This is a genomic window from Luteibacter sp. (assembly GCF_009912395.1).
Taxonomy (GTDB): Bacteria; Pseudomonadota; Gammaproteobacteria; order Xanthomonadales; family Rhodanobacteraceae; genus Luteibacter.
In genome coordinates, this window is record NZ_WNDO01000003.1 from 79,435 (window position 1) to 93,069 (window position 13,635).

Consider the following 13,635-nt stretch of genomic DNA (forward strand, 5'->3'; position numbering starts at 1 on the left):
GATGGCGGGCAGGCCCGGATCGCGGGACGCCGCGCAGGCCTTCGCGCCTTGCGCCGTCGTTCCCATCTACAACCACGGAAGCAGCATCGCCGCGACGGCGAACGCGCTCGCCGCCCACGGACTCCCGGTCATCATCGTGGACGACGGATCGAGTGCGGATACCCGCGCGATCCTCGACAGCCTCGTCGCCAGTCGTCACGACCTCCGCCTGATCCGCCTGCCCGTGAACGGCGGCAAGGGCAAGGCGCTTACGGCGGGCTTCCTCGCCGCCCATGAGGCCGGCTATAGCCATGTGTTGCAGATCGACGCCGACGGCCAGCACGACACCGCCGACGTGCCCCGCTTCATCGATGAAGCTCGCGCCCATCCCGACGCGATGATCTGCGGCCGTCCCATCTACGACGACTCGGTTCCGCGGGCCCGGTTGTATGGCCGTTACGTCACCCACGTTTGCGTCTGGGCCGAAACCCTGTCGTTCGACATCCAGGACTCGATGTGCGGCTACCGGGTGTATCCACTCGCGCCGACCCGCGCCGAGATCGCCCGCAAGCCACTCCCGGCGCGCATGGACTTCGACACCGAGATCGCCGTGCGCCTGTACTGGCGCGGCGTCCCCGCACGCAACGTACCTACCCGCGTGATCTATCCCGAGGGCGGGCTGTCGCATTTCCGCATGTGGCGCGACAACGTCCGCATCAGCGCGATGCACACGCGACTCCTGCTGGGTATGTTGCCGCGCCTGCCCCGCCTCGTCCTCCGAAAATTCCGCCGTACGGAAACCCGATGCGCCGTCTGATCGCCCTCGTCGCCCTGCTGGTCGCCTTCACCGCACAGGCGCAGTCAACCACACAGGTCAACGACATCCTCGCCCATCTGTCGACCCACACACAGGTGCGGGCGGATTTCACCCAGACCCGCGAGAACCCCGCGCTGGCCGCGCCGCAAGTCAGCCATGGCGACCTGCTCTTCGTGATCGGTCACGGCATGCTCTGGCACACCCGCGATCCGTTCGACGACACGCTCGTACTCACCTCGGGGCGCACCGCGCGCCTGACGGCGGAGGGTCGCGTGGAACGCGTGCCGGATGCGAACCGGGGCATAACCCAGGTTTCCGCCATGTTGCAGGGACTGCTCGCAGGCCACGCGGACGAGGCCCTGCGCCAGTTCGACGTGGCGGCCGACGGTACGCTCACGCAGTGGACGCTTCGCTTCACCCCGCGCCAGGCACGCATGGCGCGCGTCCTCGCCGGCATCACCCTGCGTGGCGGTGAATTTCTCGACGCGATCGAGGTGGACCTCGCCAATGGCGAGCGCACGCGCATCGTGTTCGCGAACACCCGGGACGCCGCTCCGCTGAATCCCCTCGAAGCGAAGGCCCTCGGCGTCCCATGAGGCGGTTGACGACCTCGGCCCGCGCCGGGCTCTTCACGCTCGCGGCGCTGCTGGTCTGCCTGCTGGGTACCTGGCTGCTGTTCGGCCGTGACACCCCCGCCCTGCGCACCGACCTGCTGGCGATGTTGCCGGCCACCGAGCGCAATCCGCTGGCCGAAGAAGCCGTCGAGCGCCTGACCCGGGCGAGCGGCGACCGGATGATCCTGCTGGTGGCGGACCGCGACGACGAGATCGCCAAGACCGCCGCTCACGAGCTGGGCACCGCGCTCGGCAAGGATCCGGCCTTCGCCTCCGTCATCGCGGAGCTGCCGCCGTTCGATCCCGCCCAGCTCGTCGCGCCGCTGCTCCCGCATCGATTCCACCTGCTGACGCCGACCGATCGCGCCGCGCTCGCCGCGCCAGGTTTCGACGCGTCCGCCGTGCTGCGCCGCCAGCTCAACGAGCCGTTCGGCGTCAACGTCGGTCCGTCGCTCGCCGACGATCCGTTCGGCTGGCTTCGTCACTGGTTCGACCGGCAACCCTGGAGCCAGGGCACCCTCATACCGGAAGACGACCTGCTCACGGCGCATCGCGACGACGGCAGCTATGTGATGGTGATCGCCACCCTCGCCGGCTCCTCCTACGATGATGGCGTGCAACGTCGCGCCCTTGCCGCGCTGGGTCGCGCGGAAGATGCCATGCACGCGGCACATCCAAACGCGCGCCTGTTGCGGACCGGTGCCGTATTCTACGCCGCTGCCGCACGCGCGGGAGCCGAGCGCGACACGCACGTGGTGGGCATCGCTTCCACCGTGGGCATCGCCCTGCTGCTGCTCTTCGCCTTCCGTTCGCCACGACCGCTGTTCATCGCGTTCCTGTCCACGGCGCTCGGTGTCGTGGGCGCGGTCGTCACCACGATCCTCGTCTTTGGGCAATTGCACCTGCTCACCCTGGTGTTTGGTGCTGCGCTGCTGGGAGAGGCCGTCGACTATTCCATCCAGTACCTCTGCGCGCGCGCCAACGCAGGGAACCACTGGCAGCCGGAAGATGGCGTACGCCAGGTCAGGCCGGCCCTGATGCTCGCGCTGGCGACCTCGCTGCTCGGTTATGCCCTGCTCGCGTTGCTGCCCTTCCCCGCGCTGCGCCAGATGGCCGTGTTCGCCATCGCCAGCATGTGCGTCGCGTGTGCGAGCGTCTTCTGGTTGCTTCCTGCGCTGGCACGCGCCCCGGCGCGCGCACCGATCTCCGCGCCGCTCGTGCATGCCGCGCGGGCCTGGCAACGCCTCGCCAGCGGCCGACGCGCCGTCGTTGTCGTCGGCCTGCTCGTCATCGCCGCGGTGCCCGGATGGCTGCGCCTGGGCCACGACGACGACATCCATCTGCTGATCTCTCCGCCACCCTCGCTCGACGCGCAGACGGCGATCATTCGCGACATCGCAGGCATGGGCGGCGGCAGCCAGTTTTGGCTGGTGGAAGGCGCGGATGCCGAAGAGACCCTGCGCCACGAGGAAGCCCTCACCGACCGTCTCGACCGCGAACACATCGGCTGGACGGGCATGACGGCGATGCTACCGTCCCAGAAGCGCCAGGCCGACAACCTCGCCCTCCTCTGCGCCAGCCAGGGTTCCACGGGATCGCCTCCTGCGACCGGAGACTGCGGAGAACGGATGCGCTCGGCGATGCTGGCCGCCGGGTTCAAGCCCGAAGCCGCGGATGCCTACGCCCACGCCTTTCCCGGCACGCCACTCACCCTTGCCGACTGGCAGGCCATGCCGGCCTACACGCCGTTCCGCTACCTGTGGCTCGAACGCGCCAGCATCGTGGTACCGCGCGGACAGGACGACGTCGCGACGTTGAAGGCGATGGCCGACGGCCTGCCTGGCGTGTCCCTCATCGACAAGCCGGCCAGCATTTCCGCCCTGTTCGGCCAGTACCGCGGGCAGGCCGTGCTCTGGCTCGGCGGCGCACTCGTGCTCGTCGGCATGGCGCTCGCCTGGCGCTATGGCATCCGCTCGGCGTGGCGCGTACTGCTGCCGCCGGCGGCAGGCATCGCGCTCAGCATGGGCACGCTCGGCTATCTCGGCGAACCGCTCACGCTGTTCCACGTGATGGCGCTCATGCTCGTGCTCGGCGTCGGCGCCAACTACGCCGTGTTCCTGCGCGAAGGCGAGCCGCATGCCGCGCATCGACCCGGCGCGGCCTATGCGGGCGTGCTGCTCTCCGCCGTCACCGCCCTGCTTTCCTTCGGACTGCTCGCCCTGAGCACGATGCCCGCGCTGCGGCACTTCGGAATCACCCTGCTCTTCGGCATCGGCTTCACCGCGCTGCTCGCGCCGGTAAGCGCGCCTGACACCAAGACATCACACGCATGACCCAGACCTCATCTTCCCGCCCTCTCCGTCGCGTCGTCGTCACTGGCTTTGGTGGCATCACGCCGCTCGGCCACGACTGGCCCACGATCGAAGCCCGTTTGCGCGAACGTCGCAACGCCATCCGCCGAATGGGCGAATGGGATTACTTCGACGCGCTCAACGGCCGCCTCGGCAGCCCGGTGGACGATTTCACCGTGCCGTCGCACTGGTCGCGCAAGCACATGCGTTCGATGGGTCGCGTCGCCCAGCTGGCCGTCGCCGCAAGCGAGCGCGCCCTCGCCGATGCCGGCCTGCTCGGCGACCCGTCGATCACGGACGGCCGCATGGGTGTGGCCTACGGCTCCTCCGGCGGCAGCATCGAGCCGGCACGCACGGTCGGCCACATGCTGGAAACCGGATCGATGCAGGGTGTCACGGCGACCAGCTACATCCAGATGATGGCGCACACCACCGCCGTGAACGTCGGCGTGTTCTTCGGCCTGAAGGGCCGCGTCATCACCACGTCGAGCGCGTGCACCTCGGGCAGCCAGGCCATCGGCTACGGCTATGAAGCGATCCAGCAGGGCAAGCAGACGCTGATGCTCTGCGGGGGTGCCGAGGAACTATCCGGTCCCGGCGCGGCCGTCTTCGACACCCTGTTCGCCACCAGCACGCAAAACGATACCCCCGGAGTGACGCCTCGTCCCTTCGATGCGAAGCGCGACGGCCTCGTGGTCGGTGAAGGCGCGACCACGCTCGTGATTGAAGAGTACGAACACGCCGTGGCGCGCGGTGCGACCATCCATGCGGAGATCGTCGGCTTCGGCACCAACTCCGATGGCGCGCACATTACCCAGCCCACCCGCGAGACCATGGCGGCCGCGATGCGCCTGGCCTTGCTCGATGCCGGCCTCGACGCCTCGGCCATCGGTTACGTCAGCGCACACGGTACCTCCACCGATCGTGGCGACGTGGCGGAAAGCCACGCCACCGCCGACGTGCTTGGCGCCAACGTGCCGATCAGCTCGATGAAGAGCTACGTTGGCCATACCCTCGGCGCCTGTGGCGCGTTGGAGTCCTGGTGGGCGATCCGGATGATGCACGAAGGATGGTTCGCACCCACGATCAACCTTGATACGCCAGACCCGGAATGCGCTGCGCTCGACTACATCACGGGCGAAGGCCGCGCCATCCACACCGACTACGTGATGAACAACAACTTCGCGTTCGGTGGCATCAACACGTCGCTGATCTTCAGGGCCTGGCGTTGATGCGTCGCGTCGTCGTCACCGGCATGGGGGCGGTGTCCTGCCTGGGGCCGGATCGCCATGCCTTGTTCGATGGCCTGCGCGCGGGGCGCACGGGCTTTTGCGACATGCCGGACTTCGCGGCGCTGGGCATGCGCAACCGTGTCGCCGCGCCGGCCGACACGGGCACGCTGGAGCCGCCACCGCGCAAGCTGCGCCGCTATTTCCCGCAGGCCGCCGAGTACGCCTGGCATGCCACCCGCGAGGCCCTGGCCGAGGCCGGTATCGACGAAGCCCGCGTGCGCGAACGCGACGTCGGCATCGTCATGGGCGGCATGGCGGCGCTTTCCGAATACGAGGCGGGGCTGGATGTCTTCCACGCCAAGGGCTATGCGCGGCTGTCGCCTTTCATCGTGCCGCGCAGCATGGGCAGTGCCGTCAGCGCGACGCTCGTGCACGCCTTCGGCTTCGGAGGGCGCGGTTTCACCGTCGGCTCCGCATGCACCAGCGCCACGCACGCGGTCGGCCAGGCGATGGAGTTGATCCAATTGGGTCGCCAGGAGATCGTAGTCTGCGGTGGCGCTGAAGAGCTGCACGACAAGGCAGCCATGTGCTTCGACGTGATGAACGCGCTGTCGACGGACAGTGTCGCCGACGACCATGTGTCCACACCCTATGCCAGGAGCCGCGACGGCATCGTGCTGGCCGGCGGTGCAGGCGTGCTGGTACTGGAATCGCTCGAACACGCGCTCGCCCGCGGTGCGACCATCCTCGCCGAGATGGCGGGCTATGGCGCGGCGTCCGATCCCGACGGCATGGTCAGCCCGAACGCCGATGGCATGGCCGAAGCGATGCACCAGGCCATCGACCTCGCCGGCACGATTCCCGACTACGTGAACACCCATGCCTGCGCCACCGTGGCCGGCGACCTGGCCGAGTGGCAGGCACTGCGTCGTGTGTTCGAGGAGCGCGGCCACCCCGTCCCCTGGATGTCGTCGATCAAGGGCCAGACGGGCCATGCGCCCGCCGCGGCCGGTGCGCTGGACCTGATTACGTCCATCGCGATGATGGAGCACGGTGTCCTGCTCGGCGGCACCCTGCCGCGGGATCTGGACGAGGCCTTCGCCGACGCGCCCCTGCTCGACGGCGAACGCGAAGCCCACGTGGACGCCGTGCTGTCCAACACCTTCGGCTTCGGCGGCAGTTGCGCCGCCCTTGTCGTCCGTCGATACCACGAGGCCTGAGCCATGATCGAGCTTCGCATCGAACGATGGCGTGCATGGGCACCGGACATCCAGGACGACGCGGGCTGGGCGGCGTGGGCTGCGTCGCCCATGCCGCTGCATGAGAACGACAGCCAGCCCGCTTGCGAGCTCGTGCCGCCGATGCAACGTCGCCGCCTGAGCCGCTTGGCGCGCATCGTCATGCACACCGCGTGGCCGCTTTGCGACGATGGTGAACAACTGCCCTTCGTCTTCGCTTCCCGGCATGGCGAGACGACCCGCACCTACGCCATGCTCGACGAGATCGGTCGTGACGCACCGCTGTCGCCGACCCAGTTCGGCCTGTCGGTGCACAATGCCATCGCCGGCCAGTGGTCGATCCTGCGCGGCCAACGCGGCGAATCCGTCGCCCTCGCCGGCGAGGCGGATACCTTCGAGCATGCGATCGTCGAAGCCGCCACCCTGATCGGCGAAGGCGCGAAAGCGGTGATCGTCGTGGTCGCCGAGGAACGGCCTGCGCCGGCCTATGACGGCTGGATCGACGATGTGCCTTGCTCATACGCCGTCGCTCTTCGCGTCGCAAGGGCCGATGCGCCCGGCGCGGGCACGCGCTGGCGGCTATCGCTTCGTGGTAATACCGACTGCGCGGCGGCGACCGGCGAGCCACACGCCCTGCGCTTCGTTCGCGCCCTGCACGATGGCGCGCCCCTCGACCACCCGTGGAAGACACGACGATGGACCTGGCAGCCGATACCGTGAGACGCCGTCGCGACGCATGGGCCTGGCGCTTCGTCAGCACCGCGCTGTCGTTCGCCCTGTTTGGCATCGGTGGCATCCTGCTGCGCGTCGCCATCCTACCCGTCGTGCTGCACTGGCCGGGTCCGCGGGAGGTTCGCCGTCGCCGTGCAAGGCGCACCGTGGGTCGGGCGTTCTGGCTGCATGCGCAGTTCATGTCGCGCACCGGCACGGTGAGCTATAGCTTCGAAGGCCTCGAACGCCTCGGCAGACCCGGCCAGATGATCGTGGCCAACCATCCGTCGCTGATCGACGTGGTGTTCCTCCTCGGCCACGTGCCCGATGCCAATTGCGTGGTCAAGCACAGCCTGTGGAAGAATCCGTGCATGCGCGGCCCCGTTACCGTGGCGCAGTACATCAGCAACGACGGCAGCGCCGATATGCTCGATCGCGCGGCCGACGTGCTGCGCGAAGGACAGACGCTCATCGTCTTCCCCGAAGGCACGCGTACCACGCCGGGCCAGGCGCCCGTCTTCCATCGCGGCGCTTCCGCCATCGCGGTGCGTGGCGCCTCGGTGGTCACGCCCGTGTTCATCCGCGTGGTGCCAACCACGCTCACCAAGGCCGAGCCGTGGTATCGCATCCCCGACCGGCGCGTGCACATGCACCTGCGTGTCGGCGACGATATCGACGTCGCGACCTTCAGCCGCGACACCCCCGCGCCGATAGCCTCGCGCCGGCTCAACGAACATCTCCACCATCTTTACGCCAGGGAATTGCAGGGATGAACACCCTCGAACGGGATATCGCCCAACTCATCATCGACACGCTCGCACTCGAACATCTCACGGTGGCCGACATTGATCCCGCGCAGCCACTGTTCGGCCAGGGCCTGGGGCTCGACTCCGTCGACGCCCTGGAACTCGCGCTGGCCTTGCAGAACACCTACGGCCTGCGCATCGCCTCGGATTCGCGCGACGCCCGCAGTCATTTCGAAACCGTCGCCAGCCTGGCCCTCTATGTCGAGGCCAGCCGCACCCATGCGTAAGCTCAGCGACATCGCCCTGCTTCTCGTGGGCGTGCTGTATCCCTTCGTCGTGTACTTCGGCACGGACCACGTTTCGCCGCCGATCTTCGGGCTGATCCTCGGCGGTCTCTGGCTGGTTCGTGCGCCGGCGCTGCTGCGCCGCCCCGGCGGTGGCTGGATGCTGGCCGTCACGCTGGCTTACTGCGCCGTGCTGGCGTTCGGTGGCAGCGAGCAGATGCTGCGCTGGTATCCCAGCCTCATCTGCGCGCTGCTGTTCGCGGCCTTCGGCCTCAGCCTGAAGTACGGGCCGCCGATGATCGAGCGCATCGCCCGGGTGACCGAACCCGACCTGCCGCCCGTCGCCGTGGCCTATACACGCAAGGTCACCTGGGTCTGGGTGGTTTTCTTTGCCGTCAACGGCATCTGCTCCGCCCTGCTCGCCGGCTGGGGCCCGTTGTCGTGGTGGACCTTCTACAACGGCATTCTCGCCTACTCGGTCATGGGCACGCTTTTCATCGGTGAATGGTTGTTCCGCCAGCGGCTGCGTCGACGGATCAACAAGGTGCCCATGGAGGCTGCCGCGGGCCGACTGGCGTCCCATCCCTGGGTGGACGGCGCGCTGGGCGGTTACGCCGGCAAGCGGGGGCCGGGCATGGTGGTGATGCCGTCGGCATCCGGTCGCCTGGCGCTGCTGCGCCATGGTCGTGCGGGACTGGTCACCGAACTGGGCCAGCATGCGGCCGGCGACGATGCCCTCGCCACGCCGTTGGTCTGGCGCTTCGTCGAAGCATTGCCCGAGCGGACGGACGTGGACGCCCTGCTGCGCGCGCCGTTGCCCACGGAAGCCATCCTGCTCGACGAGCGACGCGACGACGACGCCGTCGTGCTGCGCCTCGCGCTACCGCTGGACCTGGCGTGCTTCGCCGACCATTTCCCCGAGGCACCCGTGCTGCCCGGCGTGCTCCAGATCGGCTGGGCACTGGCCCTGGCCGCGCCACGTCTCGGTACGCAGGCCACCTGTCGGAACATCGACCAGCTCAAGTTCCAGCGCCTGCTGCGCCCCGGCGACGAGGTGGAACTGACACTGCGCGTCGACACCGTGCAGAACCGCCTGCATTTCGCCTACCGCGTGCAGGACACCCTTTGTTCGTCAGCATGGCTGCGCATGGACGCGCCCATCCATGTCTGAGCCGGTCGTGGACGAGCCGCACTGGGCAAGCCGGCGGGAACGCGGCAGCCTCCTGGGCATGCGCTTCACCGCATGGGCCGTGCGCCTGCTCGGCCGACGCGGCGCGGCGCCGCTGGTTCACCTTGTGGTGCTGTACTTCTACTTCACGGCCCGGCGCGAGCGACGGAACATCGCGAGCTATCAGCAGCGACTCGTCGAATGGAGTGGCCGTATCGACCTGTTTCCGCCCCGCGCCGTCTTCGCCCAATACCACGCCTTTGGCGACTGCATGCTCGACCGCCTGGATGTGTGGCGCGGGCGCCTTCGCCTGGCCTCCGTGATGCTGGACGACCCCGATGGCGTGCGTACGGCGCTGCTCAGCGGCCGCCGCGGTCAGATCCTGGTCTGCACCCACCTGGGCAACCTCGATGTCTGCCGCGCCATGGCGGAGTTGGGCGAAGGCGTCTCGTTGAACGTATTGATGCACCTGCCCCGCGCCGCGCATTTCAACCGCATGCTCGAAGCGTCCGGCGATCGCCGCCTGCGCCTCATGCACGTGGGCGACCTCGACACGTCAACGATGCTCGACCTCTCCCAGCGCCTGGAGCGTGGTGAATGGATCGCGATCGCCGGCGACCGCGTGGCAGTGCATGGCGGGCGCAGCGTCGTCGTGCCCTTCCTCGGCGAGCCGGCCTCGTTCCCGCAGGGCCCCTGGCTGATGGCCGCGATGCTCCGCGCGAAGACCAACCTCGTCTGCTGCCTCAAGCGCGAGGGCCGCTACCGCATCCACCTGCGCGCATTCGACGACGCGGCATCCTGGCAGCGCGCCCGTCGCGACGACGCCATCGCGGACGCCGCCAGTCGCTACGCGACATGGCTGGGCGAGCGTTGCCTCGACGCACCGTTGCAATGGTTCAATTTCCACCCTTACTGGCAACCGACGCCCGGAGTCAGCCATGCACGCTAAAGGTGTGCTCGCCACCGAGATCGATCTCGTCGTGCCGTTCTTCGACGTCGATTCGATGGAGATCGTCTGGCACGGCCATTACGTGAAGTACCTGGAGATGGCGCGTTGCGCCTTGCTGGACGACCTCGGCCACAACTATGTGCGCATGAAGGAAACCGGCTACGTCTGGCCCATCATCGACCTCCAGTTGCGCTACGCCCGCTCCGCGCGCTTCGGCCAGGCCTTGCGCGTGCGCGCCGAACTGGTCGAGTGGGAAAATCGCCTCAAGATCCACTACACGCTCAGCGACGTCGAAAGCGGCGAGCGCCTCACCCGCGCCAGCACCATCCAGGTCGCCGTACGCCTTTCCGACGGCGAGATGCAGCTTGTCTCGCCCCCCGTCTTCGTCCAGGACGTCGAGCGTCGCCTCGGCGCCTCCCGATCCCCCCGCGGAAACCCATGAAGTTCGCCAGCCCCACCTACGTCGAAGAAACCCGGATCGGTTTCGTTTTCCTGCGTACGCATACGTGGCAGCACCACGTGCTGCGCGTGGCGATCAACGACCTCAAGCGCCTTGTCGGCACACCCTTGCCGCATGGTGGCACCCTGCTCGATGTCGGCTGCGGCCAGGGCCGATCCTTCCGCCTGCTCCGTGACGCCTTCGCGCCGGAGCGCATGATTGGACTCGACGCCGATCCGCACAGCGTCGAGCTGTCGCGCGAGGAAGCCGCGCGCCAGGGCATCGACGCACGCCTGATCCTCGGCGACTGCGCCCGCATCGACCTGCCCGACGCCTCGGTGGATGTGGTGTTCTGCCACCAGACCTTCCATCACCTGGTCGAGCAGGAAAAGGCGCTCGACGAATTCTGGCGCGTGCTCAAGCCGGGCGGCCTGCTGCTGTTCGCGGAGTCCACCCGCGCCTATATCGATACCTGGGTGATCCGCTGGTTCTTCCGGCATCCGATGCACGTGCAGAAGAGCGCCGACGAATACCTGGCGATGCTGCGCGGACGCGGTTTCCGTTTCGAGGACCGCCACGTCTCGCTGCCCTACCTGTGGTGGAGCCGCTCGAAGGATTTCGGCCTCGCGGAACGCTGGGGCATCAAGGCGCCACCGCCGCCGGGCAAGCGCGACGAGACCCTGGTCAACGTCGCAGCCCGCAAACCCGTGGACGCGGTATGACTGCGACCTACCTCAACGCGCTGGGCGTCACCTGCTCGCTGGGCCAGGGCAAGGCGGCCGTCGCCGCCGCGCTGTTCGGCACCGACGACCATGGCCTCGCGGCCCTGGATGGCTGGGTGCCCGGCCACGCGTTGCCACTGGGTAACGTCGATGTCACGCTGCCCGCGGTCGCCCCCGAACGCGACACGCGCAACAACCGCTTGTTGAAGCAGGCCGTGGAGGAGATCCGCGCGGATGTCGACGCGGCCATCGCACGCTTCGGCGCGGACCGCATCGGCGTCGTGATCGGCACGAGCACCACCGGCATCGAGGAAGCCACTGGCCATATCGCCGCGCGCGGCCGCGATGGCGTGTGGCCGGAAAGCTATCGCTACGCCGATCAGGAGCTGGGCGCCCCGGCGGAAAGCCTTGCCGAGTGGCTGGGTTTGGCCGGTCCCTGCTATGGCATTTCCACCGCCTGCACATCGGGCGCACGCGCCCTGCTGAGCGCGCAACGCATGCTTCGGCTCGGCCTGTGCGATGCCGTGATCTGCGGCGGTGCCGACACGCTCTGCCGCCTGGCGATCCGTGGCTTCCACGCGCTGGAGGCCACGGCGCCGGAACGCTGCCAGCCGTTCTCCGCCTCGCGTCGCGGCATCAACATCGGCGAGGCCGCCGCCGTGTTCCTCATGACCCGTGAACCCGCCGACGTGACCTTCCTCGGCGGTGGCGCCAGCTCGGACGCGTACCATATGTCATCGCCCGAACCCGACGGTCGCGGAGCAAGCGAGGCCATGCGCCTCGCCCTCAACGCGACCGGACTCGACGCCTCGATGATCGACTACGTGAACCTGCACGGCACCGCCACCGAACAGAATGACGCGATGGAAAGCCGCGCCGTCGCCGCCGTGCTCGGTACCCAGGTACCCTGCTCGTCCACCAAGGCACTTACCGGCCACACGCTGGGCGCGGCCGGTGCGCTCGAAGCGGCGTTCTGCTGGCTTTCGCTGAGGGACGCCGAGCGTCGCCTGCCGCCCCATCACTGGGACGGCCAGTTCGACCCCGCGCTACCCGCGCTGCATTTTGTCGCGTCGGGCGACCGACTGGCCCCCGGGCGTCGTCATCTCATGAGCAATTCGTTCGCGTTCGGTGGCAACAACGCGAGCCTGATCCTGGCGGACGCCGCATGAGCGCGCGCACCATCGACCAGGTGCTGCCCCATGCCGGCCGGATGATCTGGCTCGACCGCATCGTCGTGTGGGAAACCGATCGCATCGTCTGCGAGCGCACCGTGCGCGGCGGCGATCCGCAGGTGGACGCCGCCGGTCTGCCGACCTGGACCGGCGTGGAACTGATGGCCCAGGCCATCGCCGCGTGGAACGGCTGTCGGATGCTCGATGCCGGTGGCGAGGTCCGTCCCGGTTTCTTGCTCGGCACGCGTCAGTACCGTGCCGATAGCGACCATTTCCCGCTGGGTGCCGTGCTGCGCGTGGAAGCCCTGCGCACCTTCCACGACGAGGACGGCATGGGCGCCTTCACCTGCACCATCGACGCACCGGGCGTTCACGCCGAAGCCCGCCTCACGGTGTTCAGCCCGGCCGACCCGACTCCCTTCCTCGATCCTCGCCAACATCTCGACCCCAGGGGAACCCCACCATGACCCATACCGTTCTCGTCACCGGCTCCAGCCGGGGTATCGGCCGCACCATCGCGCTGAACCTCGCTGACGCCGGCTACGACATCGTGGTCCATTGCCGCTCGCGTCGCGACGAAGCCGAGGCGGTGCGTGACGATATTCTCGCCAAGGGCAGGCAGGCCCGCGTGCTGTCGTTCGACGTGGCCGATCGCGCCGCCACCGCCGCGGCACTCGAAGCGGACGTCACTGCGCATGGCGCCTACTACGGCGTGGTGTGCAACGCCGGCCTCACCCGCGACGGCGCCTTTCCCGCGCTGAGCGAGGAGGACTGGGACACCGTGCTGCGCACCAACCTCGACGGCTTCTACAACGTGCTGCATCCGCTGGTCATGCCGATGATCCGTCGTCGCGCCGCAGGTCGCATCGTCTGCATCACCTCGGTGTCCGGCATCATCGGCAACCGTGGGCAGGTGAACTACAGCGCGTCCAAGGCCGGCGTGATCGGCGCGGCGAAAGCCCTCGCCGTGGAACTGGCGAAGCGCAAGATCACCGTGAACTGCGTGGCCCCGGGCCTCATCGACACCGACATGCTCGACCCCGACGTGCCGGTGGAACAGATCCTCAAGGTCATCCCGATGGAACGCAGCGGCACGCCCGAGGAAGTCGCCGCCGCCGTGCGCTTTCTGGTGAGTCCGGAAGCTGGCTACATCACCCGCCAGGTGCTCGCCGTCAACGGCGGCCTGTGCTGATCCCGTCCTTGTAGGAGCGCG

General features: G+C 68.4%; 15 protein-coding genes. All 15 read left to right on the forward strand.

Annotated features, from left to right (window positions below; genetic code table 11):
• Window position 1 precedes the first annotated feature (1 nt).
• The 15 genes from GAK28_RS04690 to fabG are packed head-to-tail and all read left to right on the forward strand — an operon-like array spanning window position 2 to window position 13,614.
• On the forward strand, window positions 2-796 hold the full coding sequence (locus GAK28_RS04690) for a glycosyltransferase family 2 protein (RefSeq protein WP_291775737.1): 795 nt from the start codon (window positions 2-4) through the stop codon (window positions 794-796).
• Window positions 784-1,392 carry an outer membrane lipoprotein carrier protein LolA gene (locus tag GAK28_RS04695; RefSeq protein ID WP_291775740.1) on the forward strand — a complete coding sequence of 203 codons (609 nt, stop codon included), beginning with the start codon at window positions 784-786 and terminating at the stop codon, window positions 1,390-1,392. Before GAK28_RS04690 ends, GAK28_RS04695 begins: the two co-directional genes overlap by 13 nt.
• Window positions 1,389-3,743: an MMPL family transporter gene (locus tag GAK28_RS04700; protein ID WP_291775743.1), complete on the forward strand. Its 2,355-nt coding sequence runs from the start codon at window positions 1,389-1,391 to the stop codon at window positions 3,741-3,743. Before GAK28_RS04695 ends, GAK28_RS04700 begins: the two co-directional genes overlap by 4 nt.
• Entirely contained in the window at window positions 3,740-4,993 is a 1,254-nt protein-coding gene (locus tag GAK28_RS04705) for a beta-ketoacyl-ACP synthase (RefSeq protein ID WP_291775746.1), read from the forward strand. Before GAK28_RS04700 ends, GAK28_RS04705 begins: the two co-directional genes overlap by 4 nt.
• Entirely contained in the window at window positions 4,993-6,213 is a 1,221-nt protein-coding gene (locus tag GAK28_RS04710; protein WP_291775749.1) for a beta-ketoacyl-[acyl-carrier-protein] synthase family protein, read from the forward strand. Before GAK28_RS04705 ends, GAK28_RS04710 begins: the two co-directional genes overlap by 1 nt.
• Before the next feature lie 3 nt (window positions 6,214-6,216).
• Complete coding sequence (locus GAK28_RS04715) at window positions 6,217-6,951, forward strand: beta-ketoacyl synthase chain length factor (protein ID WP_291775752.1); 735 nt, start codon at window positions 6,217-6,219, stop codon at window positions 6,949-6,951.
• Window positions 6,927-7,715 (forward strand): lysophospholipid acyltransferase family protein, encoded by a 789-nt coding sequence (locus GAK28_RS04720; RefSeq protein ID WP_291775755.1) that lies wholly within the window; start codon window positions 6,927-6,929, stop codon window positions 7,713-7,715. The genes GAK28_RS04715 and GAK28_RS04720 overlap by 25 nt, the downstream gene beginning before the upstream one ends.
• A complete protein-coding gene (locus GAK28_RS04725) occupies window positions 7,712-7,975 on the forward strand; it encodes a phosphopantetheine-binding protein (protein WP_291775757.1) in 264 nt (87 codons plus the stop codon). Before GAK28_RS04720 ends, GAK28_RS04725 begins: the two co-directional genes overlap by 4 nt.
• Window positions 7,968-9,143 carry a hypothetical protein gene (locus GAK28_RS04730; protein WP_291775759.1) on the forward strand — a complete coding sequence of 392 codons (1,176 nt, stop codon included), beginning with the start codon at window positions 7,968-7,970 and terminating at the stop codon, window positions 9,141-9,143. Before GAK28_RS04725 ends, GAK28_RS04730 begins: the two co-directional genes overlap by 8 nt.
• Window positions 9,136-10,089 carry a glycosyl transferase gene (locus GAK28_RS04735; protein WP_291775761.1) on the forward strand — a complete coding sequence of 318 codons (954 nt, stop codon included), beginning with the start codon at window positions 9,136-9,138 and terminating at the stop codon, window positions 10,087-10,089. Before GAK28_RS04730 ends, GAK28_RS04735 begins: the two co-directional genes overlap by 8 nt.
• Window positions 10,079-10,531, forward strand: a complete 453-nt coding sequence (locus GAK28_RS04740; RefSeq protein WP_291775763.1) for an acyl-CoA thioesterase — start codon at window positions 10,079-10,081, stop codon at window positions 10,529-10,531. Before GAK28_RS04735 ends, GAK28_RS04740 begins: the two co-directional genes overlap by 11 nt.
• Window positions 10,528-11,250: a class I SAM-dependent methyltransferase gene (locus tag GAK28_RS04745; protein ID WP_291775766.1), complete on the forward strand. Its 723-nt coding sequence runs from the start codon at window positions 10,528-10,530 to the stop codon at window positions 11,248-11,250. Before GAK28_RS04740 ends, GAK28_RS04745 begins: the two co-directional genes overlap by 4 nt.
• Complete coding sequence (locus GAK28_RS04750) at window positions 11,247-12,419, forward strand: beta-ketoacyl-[acyl-carrier-protein] synthase family protein (protein WP_291775770.1); 1,173 nt, start codon at window positions 11,247-11,249, stop codon at window positions 12,417-12,419. The genes GAK28_RS04745 and GAK28_RS04750 overlap by 4 nt, the downstream gene beginning before the upstream one ends.
• On the forward strand, window positions 12,416-12,889 hold the full coding sequence (locus tag GAK28_RS04755; RefSeq protein WP_291775773.1) for a 3-hydroxylacyl-ACP dehydratase: 474 nt from the start codon (window positions 12,416-12,418) through the stop codon (window positions 12,887-12,889). Before GAK28_RS04750 ends, GAK28_RS04755 begins: the two co-directional genes overlap by 4 nt.
• Complete coding sequence (fabG, locus tag GAK28_RS04760; RefSeq protein WP_291775777.1) at window positions 12,886-13,614, forward strand: 3-oxoacyl-ACP reductase FabG; 729 nt, start codon at window positions 12,886-12,888, stop codon at window positions 13,612-13,614. The genes GAK28_RS04755 and fabG overlap by 4 nt, the downstream gene beginning before the upstream one ends.
• Window positions 13,615-13,635 lie beyond the last annotated feature (21 nt).

Excerpts from the sequence above, each read along its gene's own strand:
- GAK28_RS04690 (WP_291775737.1), top strand. The coding sequence starts at position 2 with ATGGCGGGCAGGCCCGGATCGCGGGACGCCGCGCAGGCCTTCGCGCCT.
- GAK28_RS04695 (WP_291775740.1), top strand. The coding sequence starts at position 784 with ATGCGCCGTCTGATCGCCCTCGTCGCCCTGCTGGTCGCCTTCACCGCA.
- GAK28_RS04700 (WP_291775743.1), top strand. The coding sequence starts at position 1,389 with ATGAGGCGGTTGACGACCTCGGCCCGCGCCGGGCTCTTCACGCTCGCG.
- GAK28_RS04705 (WP_291775746.1), top strand. The coding sequence starts at position 3,740 with ATGACCCAGACCTCATCTTCCCGCCCTCTCCGTCGCGTCGTCGTCACT.
- GAK28_RS04710 (WP_291775749.1), top strand. The coding sequence starts at position 4,993 with ATGCGTCGCGTCGTCGTCACCGGCATGGGGGCGGTGTCCTGCCTGGGG.
- GAK28_RS04715 (WP_291775752.1), top strand. The coding sequence starts at position 6,217 with ATGATCGAGCTTCGCATCGAACGATGGCGTGCATGGGCACCGGACATC.
- GAK28_RS04720 (WP_291775755.1), top strand. The coding sequence starts at position 6,927 with ATGGACCTGGCAGCCGATACCGTGAGACGCCGTCGCGACGCATGGGCC.
- GAK28_RS04725 (WP_291775757.1), top strand. The coding sequence starts at position 7,712 with ATGAACACCCTCGAACGGGATATCGCCCAACTCATCATCGACACGCTC.
- GAK28_RS04730 (WP_291775759.1), top strand. The coding sequence starts at position 7,968 with ATGCGTAAGCTCAGCGACATCGCCCTGCTTCTCGTGGGCGTGCTGTAT.
- GAK28_RS04735 (WP_291775761.1), top strand. The coding sequence starts at position 9,136 with ATGTCTGAGCCGGTCGTGGACGAGCCGCACTGGGCAAGCCGGCGGGAA.
- GAK28_RS04740 (WP_291775763.1), top strand. The coding sequence starts at position 10,079 with ATGCACGCTAAAGGTGTGCTCGCCACCGAGATCGATCTCGTCGTGCCG.
- GAK28_RS04745 (WP_291775766.1), top strand. The coding sequence starts at position 10,528 with ATGAAGTTCGCCAGCCCCACCTACGTCGAAGAAACCCGGATCGGTTTC.
- GAK28_RS04750 (WP_291775770.1), top strand. The coding sequence starts at position 11,247 with ATGACTGCGACCTACCTCAACGCGCTGGGCGTCACCTGCTCGCTGGGC.
- GAK28_RS04755 (WP_291775773.1), top strand. The coding sequence starts at position 12,416 with ATGAGCGCGCGCACCATCGACCAGGTGCTGCCCCATGCCGGCCGGATG.
- fabG (WP_291775777.1), top strand. The coding sequence starts at position 12,886 with ATGACCCATACCGTTCTCGTCACCGGCTCCAGCCGGGGTATCGGCCGC.